Raw genomic sequence first — 23,341 nt, forward strand, 5'->3', positions numbered from 1 at the left:
GGTTTATTCGAAGATAGCGATCAAAATCTCAAGAATTAATAATTTTGGCCTAGTCTGAGGTTGAGATTTTATCGAGGTAAGTTTTTTATCGAAATTAATATCTGGCGATAAGCCAAAATCTCAGTGTTTTTTATCAAAATTGAGTCATGAAAGCAGAAAAAGACAAGGTGGTAGCGATTAGCTATCAATTAAAAGTAGATGACGGTGAGTCTGGTCAGGAATTGTTTGAGCAGGTAGGTGAGGAACAGGCATTCCATTTTCTTTTCGGTCATCAGAATATCCTTCCCATGTTGGAAGAAGCCATCAATGGCAAAGAAGTAGGAGAGGAGTTTTCCGTTTTTATAGATTTTGAGAATGGATATGGGGATTATGATGAAAACAGAAAAGCAATTATTCCAAAATCCAACTTCAAAGAAGACGGAAAGAAGAATAAGTCAATCCTTAAGGTCGGAAATGTAATCCCTATGCAGGATGATAAAGGAAACCAGATGAGAGGTGAGATTACCAAGGTTGACTATAAGGGAGTTCATATGGATTTCAATCCTCCTTTGGCAGGCTATGATTTATATTTCGAAGGAAAAATCGTCAGTATCCGAGAGGCAGAAAAAGAAGAAATAGAACATGGACATGTCCACGGCCCGGGAGGCCATCATCATTAGTAAAAAGAAAATGCCCTATTGAAAAATAGGGCATTTGTCGTATTGAGAGGATAAGTAAACTAGACTAGATTTGATCTATGATCTCAGCCAATGATATCCCTACTCAAGCAATCAAAAAGTGGTGGCCAAAACTGGCCTTGATCGCATTCATCCTTGCATTTATGATTTGAATGGATACTTTTTAGAAAGATTTGGATGGTTAGGGGTGACCAATCCAAATTCTGGATCGGTCTCTTCTTTCAAGAGACCATTTTTTATTTCTTTAAATCAACTCCCAAGTTTTTATAAGCCTGATCAATGGCAAGATCTTTCAACCCTTCAATTCTATCTGAATCGTAAAGATTATGGGCTTTTTCCAATTGAGATGCAGCAACCCTGTAGGCTTGTTCGTTGAAATGCATAATGGCATCATTGTAATACTGAAGCCCAGCTAATTGAGACAGGGAGACTTTTCTAAAGATGGTCTTTTCACTGTCCAAAATGTCTGGGGAACCGATTCGCTGGTTCAGATTTAGATAATTTCCTTTCTCTTCTGGTAAATATGCCTGAATGTACTTTTCAACCTCACTTGGACTTGTAATCATACCACCTACTCTTAATGTACTCTCTAAAAGAATTGGTTTTTCTTCATGATTTACGACCAAGAAAACATGGTAGTCAGTTTCGATAATATCATACTCGAAGCCATATCGGTCAAGTAGCATTCCCAAAGTCGCAGTTCCACTCACACAATCAAACCTGCCATCATTAAGCATCTGATTGAAAGTGGCGTGCTTTTCATAGGATTTGAATAGATTTTGATGACTCTTTTCGAAAATGGTTCGAATGAAGTTTTCTGACTTACCTTTCTTTTCAAATTTCTTGTCAAGCACACTAATTAACTCATCCCATTTCTTAGAATCCTGCGACTCACTGGCATGAACTGCTCTAAAAAGTGATAAATGATCTTGAGAAACAGTATGATGCTCCCAATAGGCTTGTTCTGTTGGCGAATCAAATTTTAAATCATCCAGATTAACAGGCATAGTCTGACCTGAGGCTAATAGCCCTAGAATCATAAAAATGCCTACCAATGTGAATGTTTTGAACATGAACTTGTAAACTCAATGTTATCGAATATAGCATAAAGTTAACAATTTGGTAACATTGGAAAAAATATTCCTGAAAACTTAACATTGGAAATGTCTCCTAAGTCATTGGTGGTGATAGGGTTCTCCCCTTAAAATGGTGAATGCGCGGTAGATTTGTTCTATGAAAAAAGGACGTATCATTTGATGAGAAAAGGTCATTTTGGATAAAGAGACCTTTCCATTAGCTCTAAAATAAACTTGATCCGAAAAACCATAAGGGCCTCCAATTACAAAAATCAATTGCTTCAAACCCGAATTCATTTTCTTCTGAATGTATTGAGAAAAATCAACCGAGGTAAAGCTTTTACCCTGCTCATCCAAAAGGATCAACTCATCCGAAGGAATCAATTTCTTAAGGATCAATTCTCCTTCTTTTTCCTTTTGAAGGGCCTCGGATAGTGATTTAGTGTTTTTTAAGTCAGGAATGATTTCCAACTCAAACTTGATGTAAAAATTCAATCTCTTGGAATATTCCTCGATCAGATCAATAATGGCCTTATTATCAGTTTTGCCGATAGCTATGAGTTTGATAGTCATCTTCAAAATTAACAATTCCCCACTAGTTTCATTTGGCTTTCTAATTTGATCGAATAGCAGTATTTTCCTTTTTGCTATTCGAATAACCAATCCATGATGAAAAAACTAACCTTACTATTTTCCTCTCTTTTGGCAGTTTCTACTGCTTTTGGACAAGGAAGTTCACCGTATTTTACTTTTGATCCTACTTTGACTCCTGATGGGGAGACCATCATTTTCAGCTACGAAGGAGATCTTTGGAAAGTACCTACTTCAGGAGGCCAAGCAGTGCGAATGACAGGTTTGGAGGGCGATGAAACTGATCCGGCTGTTTCACCTGATGGGAAATGGTTGGCCTTTACAGCTCAGCAGTTTGGTAATAAAGATGTATTTATTATGCCACTGGAAGGAGGGGAAATCCAGCAAATGACCTTTCATGAAGCTACTGATGAGGTAGAATCATGGAGCTGGGATAGCAAGACTATCTTTTTCAATTCGGATCGATACAATCGCTATTCGGCTTATTCAGTAGATCTTTCAGGTGCCACTCCCCAAAGGCTTTTCCCACATTATTTTAACACCATACACAATGTCGCAGTAAGTCCTACGACAGGTGAGATTTATTTTAATGAGTCGTGGGAAAGCAAGAATTTTGCTCATCGAAAGCGGTATAAAGGTGATTATAACCCAGACATCAAATCTTATAATCCCAAAACCAAAGCCTATCAAGAATACACAGATTATGATGGGAAGGACTTTGGAGTGACTATTGACGAAAGTGGGAATGTTTACTTTATGTCGGATGAGGCCAATGGAGAATATAACCTATACACCTTCAAGAATGGAGTGAAAACCCAGTTGACCAAGTTCCCAACTTCCATCAAATGGCCTAAGGTGAGTGCCAATGGTGAGAAGATTGTTTTCCAGAAAGATTATCAAATCCATGTTTATGATGTAGCCTCAGGTAAGACTACTCAGCCTGCTTTTACACTTTTTCAAAATCAAACGCTGGGCAAGGATATTTCAAGGCAGGTTGGAGGAAATGTGAGCAATTTTGATGTGTCACCTGATGGTAAAAAGATGGCTTTCGTATCAAGAGGGGTACTTTTTGTCTCTGATATCGAAGGAAAATTTATCAAACGAATCCCGACCAATTCCAAAGAAGCCGTAGCCGAAGTAAAATGGCTAGATGACAATAAATCCTTGATCTATTCCCGAACAGTAAAGGGCTATCACAATTGGTTCACAATTTCTGCTCAAGATCCTGGAGAGGAAAAACAATTGACCAAAGATATGGATCGAAACAGGAACCTAAATTTGAATAAGGATAGAACCTTGGGCGTCTATATCAGTGGGAGAAATGAAATCAGGGAAATTGACCTGAAGACTTTTGAAAGTAAAACATTGGTAGAGGATGAAATGTGGGGACTCTATACACCAGATCCTTATTTTTCACCGGATGATCAATACATCGTCTTTTCACCGATTCGAAACTTCGAAAGAGAGGTGGTGATCTACCATAGACCGACCAAGAAAACGATAAATCTTACCCAGACTTTGGTGACAGAAACCAGCCCGGTTTGGTCACCAGATGGCAAATACATCTATTTCGTCACGGACCGAACTCAGCCAAGTTATCCTTATGGAACGACGGATTCTCATGTTTATCGAATGAAACTAGAGAAGTTCGGAGATTTGTTCAAGTCTGATCAAGTAGCCAAGCTTTTTGAAGAAAAGAAAGAAGAGGATAAGGACAAAAAAGAGGAAAAAGTCGAAGTAAAGATCACTCTTGGTGATTTCATGGACAGACTGGAAAGAATCGGTCCTGGGTTTGGTCAGCAGAGTTCTCCATATGTGTATCAAAAGAATGGGAAAACGACTGTTTTCTACATTTCCAATCATGATGAGGGTACTCCTAAAATGTGGAAAACCACTTTGGAAGATTTTGAAAATCCTAAAACAGAAAAAGTGGGCGATCAGAGGATGGGAGGCTATTCCATCGTGGAGGCGAAGGATAAATTATACCTTTTGGCCAGCAGGAAAGTGAATACTTTTGATCCAAACAGTGGGAAAACTGAAGAGATCAAACTTTCTGAAACTTTCTCGAAAAACCTTAGAGATGAATTTGAGCAGATGTACTATGAGGCTTGGGCCGGGATGGAACAAAACTTTTACGATGGAGATTTCCATGGGGAAAACTGGCAGGAGCTAAGAGATCGATATGCTAAATTTTTGCCTTTTGTGAGAAGCAGAGAAAACCTGACCACCATTTTTAATGAGATGTTGGGAGAGTTGAATACATCGCATTTTGGGTTCAGTTCCTTTGGCGATGAAAATGATATTTACCTGGGTTCCAGATCCATGGAAACAGGTATTGTCTTCAAAAATGATTCGCCATATATCGTGGATAGAATAGTCAAAGATGGGCCTTTGGATTTAGATCCAGTTTCTGTGAATCCTGGGGATGAATTGATTGCTGTGAATGGCCAAAAAGTAGATCCATCCAAAAACCGGAATACCTATTTCGTAGGTTCATCTATGCCAAATGAGATCGAATTAACTTTCAAAAGAGGTGGTGAAGAAGTCAAAGTGAAGGTGCATCCTACATCCTTTTATTCAATGAAAAATGAGCTCTATGATGAATGGATGGATGCTAATGAAGCCTATGTTGATCAGAAAACAGGAGACCGGATCTCTTATGTCCATATGAAAAATATGGGTGGTGGAGAACTAGAGCACTTCTTAGAGTACATGGTTTCCAACAAAGGAAATAGAGAAGGTTTAATTCTGGATTTGCGATATAATACCGGTGGAAATGTCCATGATAGAGTACTTCAGTTTTTAAGTCAGAGAAGTTATTTGCAATGGAAATACCGTGATGGTGAGTTGACCAATCAACCGAATTTTGCTCCATCCGATAAGCCAATTGTCCTTTTGGTAAATGAGCAATCTCTTTCTGATGCGGAGATGACAGCACAAGGGTTTAAGCAGCTTGGGTTAGGAACTATCATCGGAACGGAGACATACAGATGGATTATTTTCACCTCTGGTCAAGGATTGGTAGATGGCTCTTTCTACAGACTTCCGTCTTGGGGATGTTATACCTTGGATGGTAGAAACTTGGAAAAGGATGGGGTGACGCCAGATATCCGAGTAGATGAAAACTTTGTGGACAGATTAGAAGGTCATCAAAATCAATTAGACAAAGCGATTGAGGTGATTATGGAGAAGTTGAAGTAATTACCTAGAAAAGCTGAAATAAAAAATGCCTCTCGAATTTTCGGGAGGCATTTTTTTTGATTTGAATGATCGATTATTTAATCAATTCTTTTCTCTTCAAGATGGTTTCTAAGAATTTCTTTTCATTCTCAGAGTTGAAGATTTTGTAAGGCAAATGAATGAATTGTGCTTTGGACATATAAAGAATGAAAGCGTCTTTGCCCATTTCAGCCTTTTTGATCATGTTCCATTGTACTGGCATACCTTGTTTGGTATTGATTTTCATCAGAATTTGACGGGAATCAATCTCGTAAGCCATTTTATCAAAAATGACCTTGTTTTGCTCCATTTGAGTCACTCCAGTGAATTGGATCGCCCAAAACAAAACATAAAGACCATATGCGATGATGGCTCCTATGATCCACCAGATAGATGGAATCCAGAAATAGCCACAGCAAATGGCCAAAGCGATTAGGATTACCCACCATTGCTCTTTCAAGACACTGGTCAATCCCATTTTGATATAAGTACTAGTTGGAAGTTGGTATTTTTTGGTTTTTATAATCATCACTTTTCAATTTCAGACCGCAAATATCCAAGTATCCGAGGGATAAAACAAGCTAAACAAAATGATAGACACCCCAGAATTATGAAAACAATTCTACTAAGACATTGATTTAAAAGGTCTATTGATTTATCTTAAGTAAAATTTCCATCTATGAGTAGCCTGATGATCAATCTTTTCCTTGCTGGTTTCGCCTACATCATCCTGATTTATTTTGTGGCGGCCATGACCAAAAACTCACTCAGAAAAGGAAAGGGAAATAGTGACGACGGTGATGGGGGGGTAGAAAATTTAAGTCCTCCAAAAATTGATTTACCACCTGGAGTGATTTGGCCAAGCGATTCACCTCGAGAACGAAAACCAGAACCGGTAGATTTTTAAATGCACTTATCGCAAGTTCCCTGAACCAATAAGCTCATTTCTCTTTTTTTGAAGCCCTGAGGAAGTTTGATTTCAGGTAAGCTGATTTTTTCGAGACAAGTAGTTTCACCACACTTTTCACATTTGAAATGAACATGCTCGTGATCATGGTCATGCAAGTCCTCATGGTAGCAAAGTGCATATTTTGTAGCTCCGCTATCATCTAGGACTTTGTGAATAATATCTTTTTCCAAAAAAGTATTGAGTGTCCTATAAATAGTCACTCGGTCGAATTGATTGTCGAGTTTATCCTCCAAGTCACTATGAGCCAAGGCAACTTGTCTATCAAGAAATTCTCTTACAATCTCTAGCCTGCAGTCTGTAATTCGCAGTTTGTGGGTTTTTAATATGGACAGTGGTGTGTTCATTTCTCTTAATCAATACTGCAAATTAAGGTAATTGGTTCATTACAAAAAAAGGGCGCCAATCTGACGCCCCTTATTTAGAGTATTTTATGAAATTATGGTTCTAGAATTTTCTCGATTCTATCAGCCAAATCTTCTAAGTGAAGTTTTGAAACTCGGTCAGCTGTTCTTGGGATAGCAGCTCTAATTTGTCTTTGCAATGTTTTCAATTCACCTCTGGCCATCGGACGAATGTCAGATTGAGATGCGTTGATCTGAGGGCCATAATATCTTCTAAATTGAGCTGGGATATTTGGACCATCTGAAGTCATTAAGTATTCCAATCTTTCGATATGCGCTCTTTGAAGAGCTCTACGATGAACATCGATTGTTTTTCCAGATGGAAGTTCTGTCCAGATACCTTTTCTCAAATCATCAAAAAGCTCGGTGATTTTGTAGGCTTCATTTCCATTCAAAGCTTCGTTTTCAATCACACGACCTAATCGACCCCATTCAAGTACATTGTTCAAAGTACCTACCTGAAGTCCTCTGATTCTTTCCAAAGCACCGAAGTCACCAGTTCTAGCAATGATTTCATCTTCCATCATCCATTCCGGAGTTTGGAACAAGTGCTTATTCAAGAATGCAACAGCAGATTTCTGTAGTTCCTTTGGATTATGAGTATATACTGGCTCATCCTGACCGATGGCTTTGTAAACCTCCATTACACCACCTACGTGAGTCTTTACGTGACCCATATATCGGTTGAACTGAGTCAAAACTTGTCCGTACATTTCTTCCAAATCACTGAAGTCCTTGTATGGCTTGTCCATTTCGGAAGTCCATTCCATCAAGTTTGGCATGATACGCTTCAAGTTTTTGATACCATATTCAGAAGCTAGCATGGAGTTGTCTCCCAAATCTTCACTTTGACCTGTTGGATCATAGGAGTTCCCTTGTCTACCATATCTGTAAACAGGGTCACCTTTTTTATCCAAAATCCACTGATTCAAAGTACCTTGTTCCTCCTCAGGAGTAGTTGCATCTAAGATTGGCTTGTATCCCCAAGCAACTGCATACTTATCGTAAGGACCAACATTTGGCATCAAGCTTACTCCTTCATCCTCAGGCTGAGCGATGTAGTTGAATCGAGCATAGTCCATGATAGATGGAGCCGTGCCCATTTCTTTTGTAAATGCTGCGTCTCTTAGTTTTTCAACTGGGTATGCGTGAGAAGAAGCAAAGTTGTGAGGAAGACCTAAAGTATGTCCTACTTCGTGAGAGGAAACGAATCTTACCAATCTACCCATTACTTCATCATCAAACTTCATCGAACGTGCATCAGGATTGATTGCTGCAGTTTGGATAAAGAACCAGTTTCTCAATAGGTTCATTACGTTGTGGTACCATCCGATATCGGACTCGATGATCTCACCAGATCTAGGATCGGACACGTGCGGTCCGTATGCATTTTGAATATCAGATGCGAAATATCTGATAACAGAATATCGAGCATCTTCTGGACTCCAATCTGGATCTTCTTCAGGAGTAGGAGCTTCTTTTGCAATGATTGCGTTTTTGAAACCGGCTTCTTCAAAAGCTGCTTGCCAATCTTCCACACCAGCAATTAGGTGTGGTACCCATTGCTTTGGAGTCGCTGGATCAATGTAATAGACGATTGGCTTCTTAGGTTCTACCAATTCTCCTCTATTGAATTTCTCGATGTCCTCATCCTTCACTTCCAATCTCCATCTGTCAAGGAATCTTCTGGAAGCTGCCTTTTGAGCATCAGAGCCATAATCCACATAAGATCTGCTAAACCAACCTACTCTCTGATCAGCCAGTCGCTGCATCATTGGAGTCTCAGGAAGCAAAACCATAGAAGAGTTCATTTCCAAAGTGATTGATCCAGTAGAGCTGTTAGATGGAGGGTTTTGAGCCAGATAAGTCATAATATACCTTGCCTCAATATTGATTGGGAAGGTCTTAATGCTAGAAATATAGGACCTGTCGCCATCTAAACGCTGAACTCTGTATTGGGTTCTTCTACCTTGAGGAAGACCAAGTGCAGGAACATCTTTTGCAAAAAGATCTGTTGCCTCGATAACAGTTCCTGTAGAATCAGTAGCTCTTGATTTTACTTCGAATCTTTGAAGCAATGGCTCCAGATTGGAATTTTGAACCGCTTTGGCAATAGGTAAAGAGTCTGCTGCATAGTTGTCAACAGAAACGACTTTCAGCAAGATAGCGTCGTTGTCTTTTTCCCATCTTAGCATCAGGGTGTTGGTTCGCTCACCTCCGTAACCGATTCCGTCAGCTGTTCTTGCGATGGTAGTTACCATCAACATATCCCTGCCTAAAAGGGAGTCTGGAATTTCATAGAAAAATTTGTCGTCAATCTGATGAACTTTGAAAAGGCCATCTTTTGACTTGGCTTCTTTCGTAATTACATCTTTGTAAGGCTTTGGACCTTTGTTGTTTCCTCCATTTTGGGGTTTTGGAGGAGTAGCTGGTGCCTCAGTATCATTTTTGGAGTTTTTCTTCTTTTTCTTCTGGGCAAAGCTGTCTTGAGAATAGAAGAAGACCCCAACAATACCTAAAAGCATGGTAAATCTCTTTAGGAATTTGGGTAGTCTGTGTTTCATATAGGTATGATGTTATTTGGAGATAAAATAACTTTCAAAAAACGGTATTTGTAGTACTCGAAAGTTTATTTTTGATAGACGGTTGTGTATTAGCGATAAAGGGATTGAGCTATTCGTAATCTGGTAAGAGGTGAAAATTGTTTTTTGTAAAAACCTCTTAAAAATGATCAAAATCGGACATTTTAGACTTTTGACTCTATATTCTTTAGTATTTTTGAAATCTATATTAAAAGTGAAGAACAATATTTAAATCTTATTAGTTACCTATTCTAATCATCCAAAAACAATCTTGGGTTTCTCTCAAAATTTTGTCTAATCCTTTCTTTTTTGTTTAAGCAGATTGGTTCATTGAATACACCAAATATTAAAAGAGTTACTAGGGTTTATTGACCTTTTTTCAGAGAGAAGAATTTCAAGAAATTAATTTCTAAAACTTAACCATCACAATTTATTATGGAAATTTCACCAGAAATGACAGATACCCTTATTCAGAAAGCTATTGAATTAGCTTATGAAGTGGTCCCTAGGATTATCTATGCACTGGTCTTTTATTTTGTAGGAAAATTCATTGTCAAAAGAGTTCTCAAAAGCTTCAATAAAATTTTGGCAAAAAGGGATTCCAATCCTTCCCTGAATATTTTCTTATCTGGATTGGCTAAAGTCTTATTGATCGCCTGTCTATTCCTAGGAGTGTTAGCTATCCTTGGGATTCCCGTGTCATCATTTATGGCTGTTTTAGGTGCAGCAGGTTTAGCCATTGGTCTTGCTCTTCAAGGTTCCCTTTCAAACTTTGCGGGAGGAGTCCTGATTTTGCTTTTCAAACCATTCAAAGTGAATGATGTGGTTACAGCACAAGGGCATACTGGGACTGTAAAAAGAATTGATATTCTTTATACACACATAAACACATTTGATAACAAGGAAATAATTATTCCAAATGGAAACTTAGCCAATTCTGATGTTGTCAATATGAGTACCCAACCGACCAGAAGAGCTGACCTTACTGTAGGTGTTGCTTATGGTACCAATATCAAAAAGGCGAGGGAAATCATCTTGGGTATTTTTGAAAAAGACGAGCGAGTACACAAAGACCCTCAGCCGGTTGTATTCTTAAACAATTTTGGGGATAGCTCATTGGATTTGGTAATCCGGGCCTGGACAAATGCAGAAACTTTGTGGCCTGTTTATTTTGATACTATGGAAGCTATCAATACTGAGTTCGAAAATAATAACATTGAAATTCCATTCCCTCAACGAGTGGTTCATCAAGTGAAAGAAGAAGCATAATAAAAGAAAGGCGGTCAAATTTGATCGCCTTTCTTTTTTTAATATTCCTTCATAATATCCGAAAGATCTTTCCGTTTGATCTTTGGTACAAAAGTTTCATCTTGTGGATAGCCTACTGGTAACAGAAGAAAAGGTTTTTCGTTTTCTGGTCTATTGAGGATTTTGGAAAGAAAATTCATAGGGCTAGGAGTGTGGGTGACCGTGACTAACCCAGCATTGTGAATCGCTGAAATCAAAAAACCACATGCAATTCCTACTGATTCGTTGACATAATAATGCTGAGTTTTCTCACCATTTTCCAAACCATATGATTGCTTAAAAACCACTATCAAATAGGGTGCGGTCTCCAAGAATGGTTTTTCCCAATCAGTACCAAGAGGCTTTAGGTCTTCCTTCCAAGTATCTGACATTCGACTTCGGTAGCTGATTTTTTCTTCCATTTCTGCCCCGATTCGAATTTGCTTTTTAATGGTAGGGTCGGAGATTAGACAGAAAGTCCAGGGCTGTTTGTTTGCTCCAGATGGTGCCGATCCTGCGGTACGAATTATGTTCTCCATCACCTCTTTTGGAATAGGTCGAGAATCAAAATCCCTAACAGTTCTTCTTTTGCTCAGGAACTGGAATAATTCTTCAGATTTAGACATACTCTGATCATCAGAGTATGACTCTCGAGAATATTTGACATGAGGAAATCCCTTGATTATTTTTTCATTCATCATAAAAAAACGGCTACCTCGGAAAGATAGCCGTTTGAACTATTTAAGTGAAAATTATTCGACAGTTATTTCTTTGACACCTCCAGCATAGGTGACAGTTAGTACCTTGTCGCAAGCTCCTGTTCCATAATCTACAGAGGCAGGTATTCCTCCAATCACAAAGTCGATTACACCTGAGCTTGGTAAAAATACTCCTGAATCCACGCAATCTTGTTTGATTTCCAATGCAGATGTAGTTGCAGCAGTGTAGGAAACACCAGATCTACTTACTCCACTCGCAGTTCCCGTGATAGAAAGTTCATATCCTTGATCATCTAGCTTCAAAGATCTGACCTGATCTGAAGAATAGCTAACAGATGTTCCGTCAGGCCAAGTGACTTTTCCACCGTCTACTTTTACAGCCAATGTGACTTCACTGTTGATTAGATCTATGCCGGTGTTTGTAAGAGTTCTAGTTCCTTCTACTTTAAGGCCATTTACTTCATACCCATCCAAGATTGTAGTGACTTTTGATCCGGGAATCAGGAAATTTCCTGAGTATTCAAGGATTACTTTTCCTTTTCTGACTACACCTGTTGAACTTGTACAACCTGTTCCAAAATCAATTTCAATTCTTTGAGATTCGGAATCAAATTCAACCATGACTCCTTCGCAGATGGAGTTTGTAAAGGTAGATTGAGTACGGAAAGCTATTCCGCTTGATTGAAGAACCTGAATCGTATAATTATCCATGTCTTCAAATACAGCATTGACGGCAATATCATCATTGACTACTGTAAAATCGGGATCCGTGTTAGTAGGCTCATCGTCAGAGCCGCAAGATGCAAGTCCAAAGATGATCAGACTTAATACAGCAAGAATTGAATATTTTTTCATAACTGGGGTTTTGTTTAAAAATGAATTATTGATCGGTTTTGGGATTCTTGGGTTTACTGTTACTGGCACATCCCAAATTCCGAGTGAAAGGAATCTCTTCAGGAAAAAGTCCCATCCCTTGGATAGGTGTTCCCTCAGTTTCTTCTGGAAGAATAATACTTTTCGATTTTTTTGATTTCTTAGCTTTCTTGTCTCCCATTTATCTAAAATTAACAATAATGGCGGCCTAAATCAATTGGAGAAGCTTTTCTTTTACTTCCATTTTTGCCTTTCTCTCTATATTTGGAGATGAAGGATTTTGATTTTAATAACGATAGGTTACTTGATAAAATTGCTAAGATCAAAAGTGGTACCATAAGTCTAGGACTTTTAAGGTTGATTGCTTTTTTTGCTACTGGTGGGTTTTTGATTCTTTTTTTATCTGATTCTGCATGGTGGCTAATTCCTTCTTTTATAGCGGGTTCACTCTTTATTATACTGATCAAAAGATTCAATCACCTGAAAGACCAAGAGAAAATCTTTCAGTCCATAATTAAAATTGATGAAAATGAGGTCTGGAGGAAAAAACGTGATCTTTCCTCTTTGGATTCTGGTGAGGAGTATTTGGACAAGCTTCACCCATTTGCCAACGATTTGGATTTATTCGGAGCTCATTCCCTTTTTCAATTAATCAATCACACTTCAAGTGAAACGGCAAAGGAAAAGCTATCTTCTCAATTAAAGTCCAGTTTTCAATTCCTAACAGCTGATCAAAAAAGAGAGGCTGTAGACGAATTGTCAAATAAAATAGAATTTCTTAGGGCATTTGAGGTTGTTGGGATGTCTTTTTTCGACAAGAATATCCCCCAAAATCAATGGGAGAAATGGTTGGAAAAAGAAGAAAAAGGTCATTCTTGGATGCTTTTTGCAGGTATAATGGGAATCCTCGGAGGAACAATCCTTTTCTTTCTTTCTTATTCAGGACTGATCCCATTTGGATACCTGGGGCTTTGGGTGCTGATGGGAATAGGCATGTTGTCTTTTGTTTTTCAACCTTTGAAAGAAGCTGCCGATAAACTACCCTCCAAGCAAACTCTTAAAGCATTTCGAAACTGGTTGGTCTTATTGGAAAAGGAAAATTTTAATTCCTCCGAATTAGTTGAATCAATCCAAAAATTGAAAGACCAAAATTTAAAAGCTTCTGAAAAACTTCAAGGATTGGATCGATTGGGATATTGGATCGAAAACAGACTCAATATCCTTTACATTCCTGTCAATTTGATTTTGTGGACAGATTTGATTCTGTATTATAGATTGACTCGCTGGAAAAAGAAATTCGGTAGTAGCGTTTCTCATATCCCCGATGTGTTGTCAGATTGGGAAGTTTGGACTTCTTTGGGTGCCTTTCAAAAAGAAGTTGGAATGAAAGGAGAAGTGGAATTATCTGAGGAACTCTGTTTGGAAGTTAAAAATTTGAACCATCCACTTTTGAAGCCTGAAAAGGCTATTTCCAATAGTTTCTCAATAGACAAGGATTCAAAGCTTACTCTTTTGACAGGTGCAAATATGTCTGGGAAGACTACTTTCCTGAGGACATTAGGAACGAATCTGGTCTTAATCAATCTTGGGTTAAGGCCGTTTGGGGATTCGGTCAAGTTGGGGCAGTTTCAATTGTTTACAAGTATGAGGAATTCTGACAATTTGGGTGAAAGCGTCAGCTCATTCTATGCGGAATTGAGCCGAATCAAATCATTGATAGACCGACTGGACAATGGAGAAAGGATATTTTTCCTTTTGGATGAAATACTCAAAGGAACCAATACAGAAGATAGAGTTTCTGGAAGTGAGGCTTTAATTCGCCAATTGTCAGATTCACCGTCTTTGGGAATAATTAGCACTCATGATATAGAATTATCTCAGTTGGAAGAGAAGATTCCTTATGTAAGAAACTATAGTTTTCACTCTGAGATTCATGAGAAGACCATTGATTTCGACTATAAAATCAAGCGAGGGCCTTGTCCAAATTTCAATGCACATAAGTTGATGGAACTGATGGGGATCCGTTTTCAAGTCAATTAAATCACATAATTCTTACTTGAGGAAATGGACTTATCCACAATCTGAAGGATAATCTTCCAGATTGTCTTATTTTTGCGGCGATGAAAACTGCTCAGTCTACCATTTTGGGAGTGCTAGGTGGAGGACAACTCGGCCGAATGCTCATCCAATCCGCAATCAATTACAATCAAGATATCCACATTTTGGACCCTGATCCCAATGCACCTTGTAAGGATTTGGCTCAAAAATTTTCAGTGGGTTCCCTCAAGGATTTTGACACAGTTTATGCTTTTGGACAAAATTGTGATGTAATCACCGTTGAAATCGAAAGCGTCAACACAGATGCTTTGGCAAAATTGGAATCCGAAGGAAAGCAAGTTTATCCACAGCCTCATATTTTGAAGTTGATCCAGGATAAGCGCGAGCAGAAGCAATTTTATCAACAACATGATATCCCGACAGCGGATTTTATCTTGACTGATACCAAACAGGATGTTGTGGCCAATCAGGGATTTCTTCCAGCGGTAAATAAACTAGGAAAAGAAGGATATGATGGACGTGGAGTACAGATTCTTCGTGGTACCGATGATTTGGAAAAAGCTTTTGAAGCACCAAGTTTATTAGAGAAACTGATAGATTTTGATAAAGAAATCGCAGTTACTGTTGCCAGAAATAAAGAAGGGGAATTGATTGCCTATCCTGCTGTGGAATGCGCTTTTCACCCAACCGCCAATTTGGTAGAATTCCTTTTTGCGCCAGCTGAAATTACTCCAGAAGTGGAGGCAAAAGCTCAAGAAATCGCCAAAGATGTGATCCTGAAATTAGATATGGTTGGGATTTTGGCAGTGGAAATGTTCGTGACCAAAGATGGAAATGTCTTAGTTAATGAAATCGCCCCTCGTCCACACAATAGCGGTCACCATACGATCGAAGCAAATTTCACTTCTCAATTTGAGCAGCACCTAAGATCTGTTATGAATTGGCCATTGGGTAATCCAGATCTTCGTTGTCCAGCTGCAATGATCAATCTGCTTGGAGAGGATGGTTATACTGGAGAAGCGTATGTGGAAGGGAAAGAAGAAGCCATGCAGGAAAAAGGAGTCTATATTCACCTGTATGGTAAAAAGTTGACGAAGCCTTTTAGAAAAATGGGGCACGTGACTCTATTGGATGAGAACGTTGATCAATTGAAAGAAAGAGCAAACAGAATCAAGGATCTAATTAAAATCAAATCATATTCATGAATCCACAGGTAGGAATTATCATGGGAAGTCAATCAGATCTTCCTGTAATGGCAGAAGCAGCTGAGATTTTAGAGGAATTGGGAGTCAGTTTCGAAGTGACCATAGTGTCAGCTCACCGAACTCCAGATAGAATGGTTGATTATGCAAGATCAGCTAGAGAACGAGGATTGAAAGTGATCATCGCCGGCGCAGGAGGGGCAGCTCATTTGCCAGGGATGGTAGCTTCTATGACCAGTCTGCCAGTGGTGGGTGTTCCTGTCAAAAGTTCTAACTCAATCGATGGCTGGGATAGTATTTTGTCCATTTTGCAAATGCCTGGAGGAATTCCAGTAGCAACAGTTGCTTTAAATGGGGCTAAAAATGCTGGAATCTTAGCCGCATCAATGGTGGGGGCATATGATGAACAAGTCGGTAAGAACCTAGATGTTTATAAATCTTCATTGAAGGAAAAAGTGGAAAAAACTGCTGAAGATTTAGAGAAGAAAGGTTGGAAAGAGATTTTGAAAAAATAAAAAAGGGCTGTCATTTTTGACAGCCTTTCTCATATGAATTGGAAACGAATTATCCGCTTTAAGATTGGAGACGTTCCTTGGGAAATCCCATTGAATGTATTGATTTTACTCATTGCTATTACTTTACTTTTGATGGCTGGAGGAGCTTATATGGGAGTTCAATTTGCCCAAAGTCAGGCTAATCCGTAAAGATTCCCCAGCCGTCATCGTATTTTTCATTGGGATCTAGTCCTTTGACCCAGTCCAAGAATAACTTTCTAAATTCCTCGATAGCCTCTCGGAGGAGTTGAAGGTGTTCCTCAGCATGAGTTTCCTCCATAGCGAGTTGATAAGTCATAGAATTGAGGCTTTTTGCATGAACTTTCATCAATACAGCATTTTCCATTTTAGACACATAGTCTGGAATTGCTTCAGCCCCAGCAAATTTAGAACTCATGATTGTGGCATCTTCCATCATGATACCACCATATAGCTCTCTTCGCGCTTCATCTAAACTTCCCACCAAAGCTTTTGTCAAACCGACAATCTCTTTGGCTTTTTTCATCAAAGGGTGTTTATAAATCCGCTCTTGCTCTTTTCTGAAATCAAACTCGCCGTCCTCCTCAAAATCGGACTCCTCGTCATCAAAATCGTCCCACATAGTATTAAAAAATAGGGTTTGTTATTAGAAAGGTAATTTGTCCTCTTCGCTATCAGAATAGAAAGTGTCTACTTCTGGCATATTAGTAGAAGGTGCTGGGCTTCCACCACTTTTCTCAACTCTAAAAGCTTTCACTTCAGTATACCATCTACCATTATATTCGCGGCTTTCTACATCGATACTTAGATTCACCTGATCTCCTATAGCCATTGGCATTTGGTCAATTTTATCTCCCCAAATAGCCACACATACTTTTTTAGGATATTGACCAGGAGTTTCGACAATGTATTCTTGCTTTCTCCAGTTATTTCCGCTTTTAGAATTTCCACTTACCTCAGCAAGTTTTTGGATTACTTTTCCAGACAGTTCCATTTTTACTTTTTTAAATTTTCTCGAACGACGAAGGTAAGAAATGTGCTTTGAAAGTCCTGATTTGACTTGTCTAAAACTATTTTATCTTCTTCTCAATTTTAACATTTTTTGGCATTATGATTGGATAGAATAGCTTCCCATTAGTTTTGCAAGAAATTTAATTTAGGATTATACTTTATTTTCAAAATATAATTTTGTGGAAATGTTAAAGTTTAAAAACCTAAGCTAATTCTTTGTGCTAAATGGGACAAAAACATATTTTTAAAATTGTTTCAAAATCTTTCACTCTAAAAAAATACTATGGCCTAGACTTTTACGTTGATCATAAACCAGCTTAAAATGAGTAAACGAATAGGTCCAAGAGACAGCGAGTTGATAGCTCAGTATAGGAATGGCAGTGAAGCTGCCTTCGATCTTTTAGTAGATCGCTATAAGAACAAAGTATTTACCACAATCTTCCTGATCGTGAAGGATCAGGATTTGGCGGAAGACCTTTTACAAGATGTCTTTGTAAAAGTGGTCAAAACCCTCAGCTCGGATAGGTATAACGAAGAGGGAAAATTTCAGCCTTGGATTATGAGAATTGCTCATAATCTGGCAATCGACCATTTTAGAAAGGCAAAGAGGTATCCGACTATCATGATGGAGGACGGTTCTAGCCTGTTTAATTCCTTAAGGTTTGCAGATGAAAATGCAGAGGACAAGCAAGTTAGGGAAGAGGATATTGATTTGGTCAAAAGATTGATTGAGGAATTGCCGGAAGCTCAAAAAGAAGTGCTGATCATGAGGCACTATATGGAAATGAGCTTTCAGGAGATTGCCGATCAGACTGGAGTCAGTATCAATACTGCCTTGGGTAGAATGCGATATGCGCTGATCCATCTGAGGAAAAAGATGAAACAATTAAATTTTGCCTATGATAAAACCATTTACCCCAAATGACCTGGTACGATATATCTACCAGGAAATGCCGGAGGTAGAACAAGAGCTCTTAATGCAGGCCTTGCACAATGATGAAAACCTGATGCAAGAATACATGGAATTGCTGAGCGCGATAGAGCAACTGGATCAAATCCAGCTTCAACCTTCGGAAAAAGTAGTAAAAGCAATCAAAGCGAAAGCTAAATCTACGGGACTACAAAAAGTCTGACCTATGGTAACCCCTGACATTGTCAGGGGTTTTTTATTGATTTTCTAGAATGAATTGAGAAGCTGCTGTCAATACAGAGGGGTAGACCTCAGGAGTAAAACCATGGCCCTGTCCAGGAATTTTTTGGAATTCATAAATAACTCCATTTTCCTGAAGTGTTTTTGCTAACAGCTCAGACTGTGAAATGGGCACCACTAAATCCTGATCACCATGAAAAAAGATGGAGGGCACAGAGCTCGGACTTATATAATTTACAGGGCTTGACTCATTATAAAGTGTGGGATTGGTTTCAGGTGTGCCTTCTAAAAGCCCAGAAAGTAAAAAGGCTGCTGTTTCATCAGAATCATATAATTCGGATAATTCAGTTGGAGGGAATAAAGCAACAACCGATTGGATATTTCCGATCGCTTGATGTTTATAGGCATGCAGCAGTGCCAAATGTCCCCCTGCACTAGCTCCCACCAAAATCAATCCCCCTTCTATATCCCATTCCGCTTTCATGCTTTCAATGTATTCGATAGCCTCAATGACATCATTCTCCTGAGTTGGAAAAGGGTTTTCGAAAGTTGAAACATTAAAAAGGCTATAATTGATAGAGGCAAAAGCAAATCCCGAAAGAAGTGTATTCATACTAGATTTAAAAGGTAGAAATTCCTCTTTGCTTCCCTGTATCCAGCCTCCTCCATGTATATATAATATAAGAGGTGTGTTTGCGAGATTTCTTCCCTCAGGTAAAAAGACATCAATTTGCTGCTGAGAGCCTGACCCATAAGCCAAATTGGTTAATTCTAATGCAGCAACAGGTGTATCTGGTTGAGGATCATCTTTGGGATCACATCCAAATATGAAAATGAGTAGATAAAGTGGTAAAAGTCTTTTGATCATTTCTAAAAATGTTTGGATCCTTTAAGTTAAAGCCATTTGATCAAAGATTTGATAATCTGACGGGTTTTAACTCCATACGGAGGCCGAAGGAGGGTAGCATTATTTAAGCCTACTCGTTGATGGAGAACTCCTTTTTCATTACTGAAAGCTAAAAAGCCAAAATAACCATGCGATTTTCCGATTCCACTATGATTGACTCCACCAAATGGTAAGTTTGGATGAAGAAAGTGTAGGACACAATCATTGACAACAGCATTTCCGGAACTGGTCTCCTCTAGTACTTGATTTACTTCTCCTTTATTTTGAGAAAATACATATAATGCTAATGGTTTTGGTTTCTTATTGATATAATAAATGGCTTTTTCCAGATCAGAATAAACAATAATGGGAAAGATTGGGCCAAATATTTCTTCTTGAGAAATATTCATTTCTTCGGAAATCCCACTGATTAGGGTAGGTTCTACATATCTATGGTGTGGGTTGCATTCTCCACCAAATTCCAATTTGGCTCCTTTAGAGATGGCATCTTTTAATAAACCTTCAAGCCTTTCAAAGTGACGATCATTTACTATTCTTGCTAGATCAGGACTTTCTATGATGCCTTTATAATTAGGATCATACATTTCCCGTATAGCAATAATCAGTTCATCCAAAAATCTTTCATAGATTGATTCATGGACTAGCGCATAATCTGGTGCCACACAAGTCTGTCCGCTATTTAAGAGTTTGCCATAGATCAATTTTTTTGCTGTATCGGTGATGTCCGCGTTTTCAGTAACGATTGCAGGGGATTTTCCTCCTAGCTCCAAGGTTACGGAGATGAGGTTTTTGGCAGCATTTCCCATGACTATTTTTCCTACTTGAGTGCTTCCTGTGAAAAAAATATGATCAAAAGGAAGTTTCAATAATTCCTGTGATGTTTCCACCCCTCCTAGAATAGTTGCCACTTCATGGTTTGGGAAAATTTCTGAAATCATCCTTTCAATCAATGAGGATGTATGAGGTGTAAGCTCAGATGGTTTCAAAATTACCGGACATCCGGCAGCCAAAGCGGAAACCAATGGACCAACTGCCAAATTGAATGGATAATTCCATGGAGAAATAATCAAAGCCCTTCCTTTGGGTTCAAATTTGATTTTGGAATTTGTGCCTAACATGGACAAAGGAGTGCTGATAGATTTGGCTTTCATCCATGATTTCAAGTTTTTGATGGTATGGTTTATTTCCGAGGTAACGGGGAAAATTTCACTGAGATCGGTTTCTACCTCCGGCTTTCGAAAGTCATTCCATAGAGCTTCTCGGATTTCTTTTTGATTCTTATTGATCCAGGATCGAATTCTTTTCAGACGATCTATTCGATCTTCTGCAGTGGATTTTCTCCATTCTATTGACGTTTGGAGTTGCGATTCAAATAATCCCACATATGGGTTGCCACCTATCAATTCTAATTCCATCATAATAGTTAAGGTAAGTATTTGAATCCAACAATTAGAAGTGGGATTTCAAGAGAAAGGTTTAGAACCACTTTTTTGATGAAAATCAATAGATGGATGCATAAGAGATAGAAAATGATTTTGAATTCTATTTTGTGTAATCAATTGCTGCTTTTTGTTAAACAAACTAAATTTTTATAGACCAAATAAGTTATTTCATACCAAAAAAATTGCATTACGTAATATTTTTTTGCTCAAATGTTTTGATATGAAAAACATAAAAGTGTATTTTTATGGCAAAATAATAGTAACGAGTGTCAAATTCTTGGGTTGGAGTTGTTGATTCAAGAAGAGTATTAAGGTTTTTAGTCAGGCAAACGAAAGATTTTTAATGGCTAAAGCCCTGAAAAAGAGAAAAGTATAGAGAAAACGTTTACGAACTCGCAATTTTAAATTCTAACGATATGGACAACTTATCCAATTGTCAATTGAAGCCTCGGCCACGATCAAGTGGATTTTTAGATAGGGCTTACAAAAGAATGTCAACCATAGACTATTTGAAGCCTATTCTAAGTCTATTGTTATTTCTTCAGATAGCGACTGTTGGTTTTGGTCAAACGACCATTATTACTCCGGTAACGCCATTTCCGATTGATCCAAATAACCCTCCTGGTTGTAATCAAAACAATGTTACAATTATCCAAATTCAGTTTAGGGATACTAATGGAGATATTATCGATCCCAATGATTTGGATGGTACCCCGATTGGAACTCCAATTGATGGAGAGATTTGGGCCGATTTTACGGTAAGTGGGCAGTCAAATGCCTATAACGTTCATATACAATATGATTTGTTTTTTAATGGGGTACAGCAAGGTTCTGAGCCAGTAGCCAATTGCGTAGTTTTTAAAAATGCCCAAAACCAGACAGTTAGAGTTGAGAATGGATATTATAAACTGAGTGACTTTTCATGGAATTATGGTGATGAGGTGCAAATCCAGAACCTTTATTATACGTGGAAAACAGGGAATCCAAATCCCAATGACGAGAGCTGTCCAACTGGAGGAGGTAATTCCCAGTGTTTCTTTAGTGGTGAAGGGCTAACTGTGTACACTCCTTTAGTATCAAATTTTTCATTTGAGACCAATTGTGATGATCTATCAGTTCAATTTACACAATTAGTGACTGGTGGTGATCCAGAGTTTGTTCCTACATATTCTTGGGATTTTGATACTAGTAATGGTATCGGTACAGATTCTTCTGATCCCAACCCTTCTCATACCTACCCAACAGCTGGTACATACACTGTTAGATTAACAGCTACCAAAGAAGGAATCACGAAATATTATGAGCAGCAGGTAACAGTTTACGGCCCTGTTAGTTTGGTTGTCAATAATCCTGCTGGAGTTTGTTCTCCTGCTACGGTTGATTTGACGGCAGCAGCAATTACCAACGGTTCTTCTTCAGACTTAACATTTACTTATTGGGAAGATGATCAAGCTAATGTTCCTCTGGCTAATCCAGGAGCTGTTGGAGTAGCCGGTACCTATTATATTAAAGCGACTCACGATTTTTCTGGTTGTGAAGTGATTCAACCAGTCGTTGTCACTATTGGACAGTGTAGTATTGCCTTAGTCAAAGAGGCAGTGAATGCTCCCGATCCAGGAGACTGTTTGGACCCAACAACTAATCCAACCATCAATTATACTTTTACAGTTACAAATAATGGTGGTTTTGACTTAAGCAATATTCAGATATCTGATCCTCTTTTTGAAGCTCCAAATCCAGTAGTTGCATTGACACTTTCTGATAATGGAAATGGAGATGCAGTTCTGGCTGTAAATGAAACTTGGATATATACAGCTTCTTATACAATCACCCCAACGGACATACAAAATGGTCAAGTCCAAAATCAAGCTACTGTAAGTGGCGAGGCCTTTGGAAATACGGTTCAGGATCTTTCTGGATCTGCCACAGACAATGACACACCTACAGTAGTACCTATTTGTCAGAATCCTGTAATAAACATTTTGAAGTCAGGTGTTTTCAATGATGAAAATAATGATACTTATGCCGATGAAGGAGAGACCATTTCATATACTTTCAGTGTGAGCAATGGAGGGGATGTAAGCTTAACAAATATTACTGTTACAGATCCACTACCAGGTCTTAGTACCCCAACTTATCAAAGTGGTGACGATGGCGATGGTATCTTAGAAGTTGGAGAAACATGGGTTTATACTGCTACCTATTCAGTTACCCAGGCAGATATTGATGCGGGTCAGGTAGACAACACCGCAACAGCAGACTCTGATGAGTCTGAAATCGATACGGATAGCGAGACCGTTAATTTGGCACAAAATGCGAGCATCACGATCGAGAAGGACGGTACCTATGAGGACACCAACCTGGACGGGGTTGCGAATGTGGGAGACAAGATCACGTATGTGTTTACAGTAGAGAACACAGGAAATGTGACCTTGACTGATGTGATGGTAACCGATCCATTGGTAACAGTGGTAGGGGGTCCGATTGCGAGCTTGGCCCCTGGAGAGACAGACAACACGACGTTTACTGCAGAGTATCTGTTGCAACAGTCAGATATCAACGCAGGAACGTTCACGAATACGGCAACGGTAACGGGTACACCTCCGGTAGGAGCAGATGTGACCGACGATGACAGCGATACAC

General features: G+C 38.7%; 23 protein-coding genes. 11 read left to right on the plus strand and 12 right to left on the minus strand.

Features of this window, described 5'->3' with window-relative positions; all coding sequences use genetic code 11:
* Positions 1-146: 146 nt before the first annotated feature.
* Positions 147-659 (plus strand): FKBP-type peptidyl-prolyl cis-trans isomerase, encoded by a 513-nt coding sequence (locus BUF13_RS10265; RefSeq protein WP_073571667.1) that lies wholly within the window; start codon positions 147-149, stop codon positions 657-659.
* 254 nt (positions 660-913) lie between these two features.
* Here BUF13_RS10265 and BUF13_RS10270 read toward each other — a convergent pair whose 3' ends face one another.
* Positions 914-1,750 (minus strand): hypothetical protein, encoded by an 837-nt coding sequence (locus BUF13_RS10270; RefSeq protein ID WP_073571668.1) that lies wholly within the window; start codon positions 1,748-1,750, stop codon positions 914-916.
* A gap of 102 nt (positions 1,751-1,852) precedes the next feature.
* Positions 1,853-2,326 (minus strand): 23S rRNA (pseudouridine(1915)-N(3))-methyltransferase RlmH, encoded by a 474-nt coding sequence (gene rlmH / locus BUF13_RS10275; RefSeq protein WP_073571669.1) that lies wholly within the window; start codon positions 2,324-2,326, stop codon positions 1,853-1,855.
* A 93-nt stretch (positions 2,327-2,419) separates the two neighbouring features.
* Here rlmH and BUF13_RS10280 point away from each other — a divergent pair, with 93 nt between their 5' ends.
* Positions 2,420-5,545 carry a S41 family peptidase gene (locus BUF13_RS10280; RefSeq protein WP_073571670.1) on the plus strand — a complete coding sequence of 1,042 codons (3,126 nt, stop codon included), beginning with the start codon at positions 2,420-2,422 and terminating at the stop codon, positions 5,543-5,545.
* A gap of 73 nt (positions 5,546-5,618) precedes the next feature.
* On the opposite strand, the gene BUF13_RS10285 is transcribed toward BUF13_RS10280, so the two are convergent.
* Positions 5,619-6,092 (minus strand): YcxB family protein, encoded by a 474-nt coding sequence (locus tag BUF13_RS10285; RefSeq protein WP_073571671.1) that lies wholly within the window; start codon positions 6,090-6,092, stop codon positions 5,619-5,621.
* A gap of 150 nt (positions 6,093-6,242) precedes the next feature.
* Between BUF13_RS10285 and BUF13_RS10290 the strand changes: the two genes are divergently transcribed.
* Entirely contained in the window at positions 6,243-6,470 is a 228-nt protein-coding gene (locus tag BUF13_RS10290) for a hypothetical protein (RefSeq protein ID WP_073571672.1), read from the plus strand.
* Here BUF13_RS10290 and BUF13_RS10295 read toward each other — a convergent pair.
* A complete protein-coding gene (locus tag BUF13_RS10295; RefSeq protein WP_073571673.1) occupies positions 6,467-6,877 on the minus strand; it encodes a Fur family transcriptional regulator in 411 nt (136 codons plus the stop codon). The genes BUF13_RS10290 and BUF13_RS10295 overlap by 4 nt on opposite strands.
* A gap of 92 nt (positions 6,878-6,969) precedes the next feature.
* Positions 6,970-9,498: a zinc-dependent metalloprotease gene (locus tag BUF13_RS10300; RefSeq protein WP_073571674.1), complete on the minus strand. Its 2,529-nt coding sequence runs from the start codon at positions 9,496-9,498 to the stop codon at positions 6,970-6,972.
* A 471-nt stretch (positions 9,499-9,969) separates the two neighbouring features.
* Here BUF13_RS10300 and BUF13_RS10305 point away from each other — a divergent pair, with 471 nt between their 5' ends.
* Positions 9,970-10,785 carry a mechanosensitive ion channel family protein gene (locus BUF13_RS10305; protein WP_243839711.1) on the plus strand — a complete coding sequence of 272 codons (816 nt, stop codon included), beginning with the start codon at positions 9,970-9,972 and terminating at the stop codon, positions 10,783-10,785.
* A gap of 38 nt (positions 10,786-10,823) precedes the next feature.
* Here the strand turns inward: BUF13_RS10305 and BUF13_RS10310 are convergent, their stop codons facing one another.
* Genes BUF13_RS10310 through BUF13_RS20620 form a run of 3 tightly spaced genes read right to left on the minus strand, consistent with a single transcriptional unit; the run spans position 10,824 to position 12,576 of the window.
* Positions 10,824-11,504, minus strand: coding sequence for a nitroreductase family protein (locus tag BUF13_RS10310; RefSeq protein WP_073571676.1), 681 nt, complete (start codon positions 11,502-11,504; stop codon positions 10,824-10,826).
* A gap of 51 nt (positions 11,505-11,555) precedes the next feature.
* Positions 11,556-12,377 (minus strand): hypothetical protein, encoded by an 822-nt coding sequence (locus tag BUF13_RS10315; protein ID WP_073571677.1) that lies wholly within the window; start codon positions 12,375-12,377, stop codon positions 11,556-11,558.
* 25 nt (positions 12,378-12,402) lie between these two features.
* On the minus strand, positions 12,403-12,576 hold the full coding sequence (locus tag BUF13_RS20620) for a hypothetical protein (protein ID WP_166669817.1): 174 nt from the start codon (positions 12,574-12,576) through the stop codon (positions 12,403-12,405).
* A gap of 89 nt (positions 12,577-12,665) precedes the next feature.
* Between BUF13_RS20620 and BUF13_RS10320 the strand changes: the two genes are divergently transcribed.
* From BUF13_RS10320 to BUF13_RS20625, 4 genes are all read left to right on the plus strand, one after another.
* Positions 12,666-14,435: a MutS-related protein gene (locus BUF13_RS10320; protein ID WP_073571678.1), complete on the plus strand. Its 1,770-nt coding sequence runs from the start codon at positions 12,666-12,668 to the stop codon at positions 14,433-14,435.
* Positions 14,436-14,515: 80 nt separating this feature from the next.
* A complete protein-coding gene (locus BUF13_RS10325) occupies positions 14,516-15,658 on the plus strand; it encodes a 5-(carboxyamino)imidazole ribonucleotide synthase (RefSeq protein WP_073571679.1) in 1,143 nt (380 codons plus the stop codon).
* Entirely contained in the window at positions 15,655-16,170 is a 516-nt protein-coding gene (gene purE, locus BUF13_RS10330) for a 5-(carboxyamino)imidazole ribonucleotide mutase (protein WP_073571680.1), read from the plus strand. Before BUF13_RS10325 ends, purE begins: the two co-directional genes overlap by 4 nt.
* 33 nt (positions 16,171-16,203) lie before the next feature.
* Positions 16,204-16,359, plus strand: a complete 156-nt coding sequence (locus BUF13_RS20625) for a hypothetical protein (protein ID WP_166669816.1) — start codon at positions 16,204-16,206, stop codon at positions 16,357-16,359.
* Here the strand turns inward: BUF13_RS20625 and BUF13_RS10335 are convergent.
* A complete protein-coding gene (locus tag BUF13_RS10335; RefSeq protein ID WP_073571681.1) occupies positions 16,349-16,810 on the minus strand; it encodes a hypothetical protein in 462 nt (153 codons plus the stop codon). The genes BUF13_RS20625 and BUF13_RS10335 overlap by 11 nt on opposite strands.
* Before the next feature lie 24 nt (positions 16,811-16,834).
* Entirely contained in the window at positions 16,835-17,182 is a 348-nt protein-coding gene (locus BUF13_RS10340; protein WP_073571682.1) for a DUF3127 domain-containing protein, read from the minus strand.
* A gap of 339 nt (positions 17,183-17,521) precedes the next feature.
* Between BUF13_RS10340 and BUF13_RS10345 the strand changes: the two genes are divergently transcribed.
* On the plus strand, positions 17,522-18,124 hold the full coding sequence (locus BUF13_RS10345; RefSeq protein ID WP_073571683.1) for an RNA polymerase sigma factor: 603 nt from the start codon (positions 17,522-17,524) through the stop codon (positions 18,122-18,124).
* Complete coding sequence (locus BUF13_RS10350; RefSeq protein WP_073571684.1) at positions 18,099-18,332, plus strand: hypothetical protein; 234 nt, start codon at positions 18,099-18,101, stop codon at positions 18,330-18,332. The genes BUF13_RS10345 and BUF13_RS10350 overlap by 26 nt, the downstream gene beginning before the upstream one ends.
* A 33-nt stretch (positions 18,333-18,365) precedes the next feature.
* Here the strand turns inward: BUF13_RS10350 and BUF13_RS10355 are convergent, their stop codons facing one another.
* Both BUF13_RS10355 and BUF13_RS10360 read right to left on the minus strand, forming a co-directional pair.
* Complete coding sequence (locus BUF13_RS10355; RefSeq protein ID WP_073571685.1) at positions 18,366-19,217, minus strand: alpha/beta hydrolase; 852 nt, start codon at positions 19,215-19,217, stop codon at positions 18,366-18,368.
* A 26-nt stretch (positions 19,218-19,243) separates the two neighbouring features.
* Positions 19,244-20,674, minus strand: a complete 1,431-nt coding sequence (locus BUF13_RS10360; protein WP_243839710.1) for an aldehyde dehydrogenase family protein — start codon at positions 20,672-20,674, stop codon at positions 19,244-19,246.
* Between the two features lie 515 nt (positions 20,675-21,189).
* On the opposite strand from BUF13_RS10360, the gene BUF13_RS10365 reads away from it, so the two are divergent.
* A partial coding sequence (locus BUF13_RS10365) for a DUF7507 domain-containing protein (RefSeq protein ID WP_170865143.1) occupies positions 21,190-23,341 on the plus strand: 2,152 nt, incomplete at its 3' end.

The sequence above is a fragment of the Algoriphagus zhangzhouensis genome, assembly GCF_900148515.1.
Lineage (GTDB): Bacteria > Bacteroidota > Bacteroidia > Cytophagales > Cyclobacteriaceae > Algoriphagus > Algoriphagus zhangzhouensis.

What these genes read in the sequence shown, in the direction of transcription:
- BUF13_RS10265 (WP_073571667.1), top strand. Translation starts at nt 147, where the DNA reads ATGAAAGCAGAAAAAGACAAGGTGGTAGCGATTAGCTATCAATTAAAA.
- BUF13_RS10270 (WP_073571668.1), bottom strand. Translation starts at nt 1,750, where the DNA reads ATGTTCAAAACATTCACATTGGTAGGCATTTTTATGATTCTAGGGCTA.
- rlmH (WP_073571669.1), bottom strand. Translation starts at nt 2,326, where the DNA reads ATGACTATCAAACTCATAGCTATCGGCAAAACTGATAATAAGGCCATT.
- BUF13_RS10280 (WP_073571670.1), top strand. Translation starts at nt 2,420, where the DNA reads ATGATGAAAAAACTAACCTTACTATTTTCCTCTCTTTTGGCAGTTTCT.
- BUF13_RS10285 (WP_073571671.1), bottom strand. Translation starts at nt 6,092, where the DNA reads ATGATTATAAAAACCAAAAAATACCAACTTCCAACTAGTACTTATATC.
- BUF13_RS10290 (WP_073571672.1), top strand. Translation starts at nt 6,243, where the DNA reads ATGAGTAGCCTGATGATCAATCTTTTCCTTGCTGGTTTCGCCTACATC.
- BUF13_RS10295 (WP_073571673.1), bottom strand. Translation starts at nt 6,877, where the DNA reads ATGAACACACCACTGTCCATATTAAAAACCCACAAACTGCGAATTACA.
- BUF13_RS10300 (WP_073571674.1), bottom strand. Translation starts at nt 9,498, where the DNA reads ATGAAACACAGACTACCCAAATTCCTAAAGAGATTTACCATGCTTTTA.
- BUF13_RS10305 (WP_243839711.1), top strand. Translation starts at nt 9,970, where the DNA reads ATGACAGATACCCTTATTCAGAAAGCTATTGAATTAGCTTATGAAGTG.
- BUF13_RS10310 (WP_073571676.1), bottom strand. Translation starts at nt 11,504, where the DNA reads ATGATGAATGAAAAAATAATCAAGGGATTTCCTCATGTCAAATATTCT.
- BUF13_RS10315 (WP_073571677.1), bottom strand. Translation starts at nt 12,377, where the DNA reads ATGAAAAAATATTCAATTCTTGCTGTATTAAGTCTGATCATCTTTGGA.
- BUF13_RS20620 (WP_166669817.1), bottom strand. Translation starts at nt 12,576, where the DNA reads ATGGGAGACAAGAAAGCTAAGAAATCAAAAAAATCGAAAAGTATTATT.
- BUF13_RS10320 (WP_073571678.1), top strand. Translation starts at nt 12,666, where the DNA reads ATGAAGGATTTTGATTTTAATAACGATAGGTTACTTGATAAAATTGCT.
- BUF13_RS10325 (WP_073571679.1), top strand. Translation starts at nt 14,516, where the DNA reads ATGAAAACTGCTCAGTCTACCATTTTGGGAGTGCTAGGTGGAGGACAA.
- purE (WP_073571680.1), top strand. Translation starts at nt 15,655, where the DNA reads ATGAATCCACAGGTAGGAATTATCATGGGAAGTCAATCAGATCTTCCT.
- BUF13_RS20625 (WP_166669816.1), top strand. Translation starts at nt 16,204, where the DNA reads ATGAATTGGAAACGAATTATCCGCTTTAAGATTGGAGACGTTCCTTGG.
- BUF13_RS10335 (WP_073571681.1), bottom strand. Translation starts at nt 16,810, where the DNA reads ATGTGGGACGATTTTGATGACGAGGAGTCCGATTTTGAGGAGGACGGC.
- BUF13_RS10340 (WP_073571682.1), bottom strand. Translation starts at nt 17,182, where the DNA reads ATGGAACTGTCTGGAAAAGTAATCCAAAAACTTGCTGAGGTAAGTGGA.
- BUF13_RS10345 (WP_073571683.1), top strand. Translation starts at nt 17,522, where the DNA reads ATGAGTAAACGAATAGGTCCAAGAGACAGCGAGTTGATAGCTCAGTAT.
- BUF13_RS10350 (WP_073571684.1), top strand. Translation starts at nt 18,099, where the DNA reads ATGATAAAACCATTTACCCCAAATGACCTGGTACGATATATCTACCAG.
- BUF13_RS10355 (WP_073571685.1), bottom strand. Translation starts at nt 19,217, where the DNA reads ATGATCAAAAGACTTTTACCACTTTATCTACTCATTTTCATATTTGGA.
- BUF13_RS10360 (WP_243839710.1), bottom strand. Translation starts at nt 20,674, where the DNA reads ATGATGGAATTAGAATTGATAGGTGGCAACCCATATGTGGGATTATTT.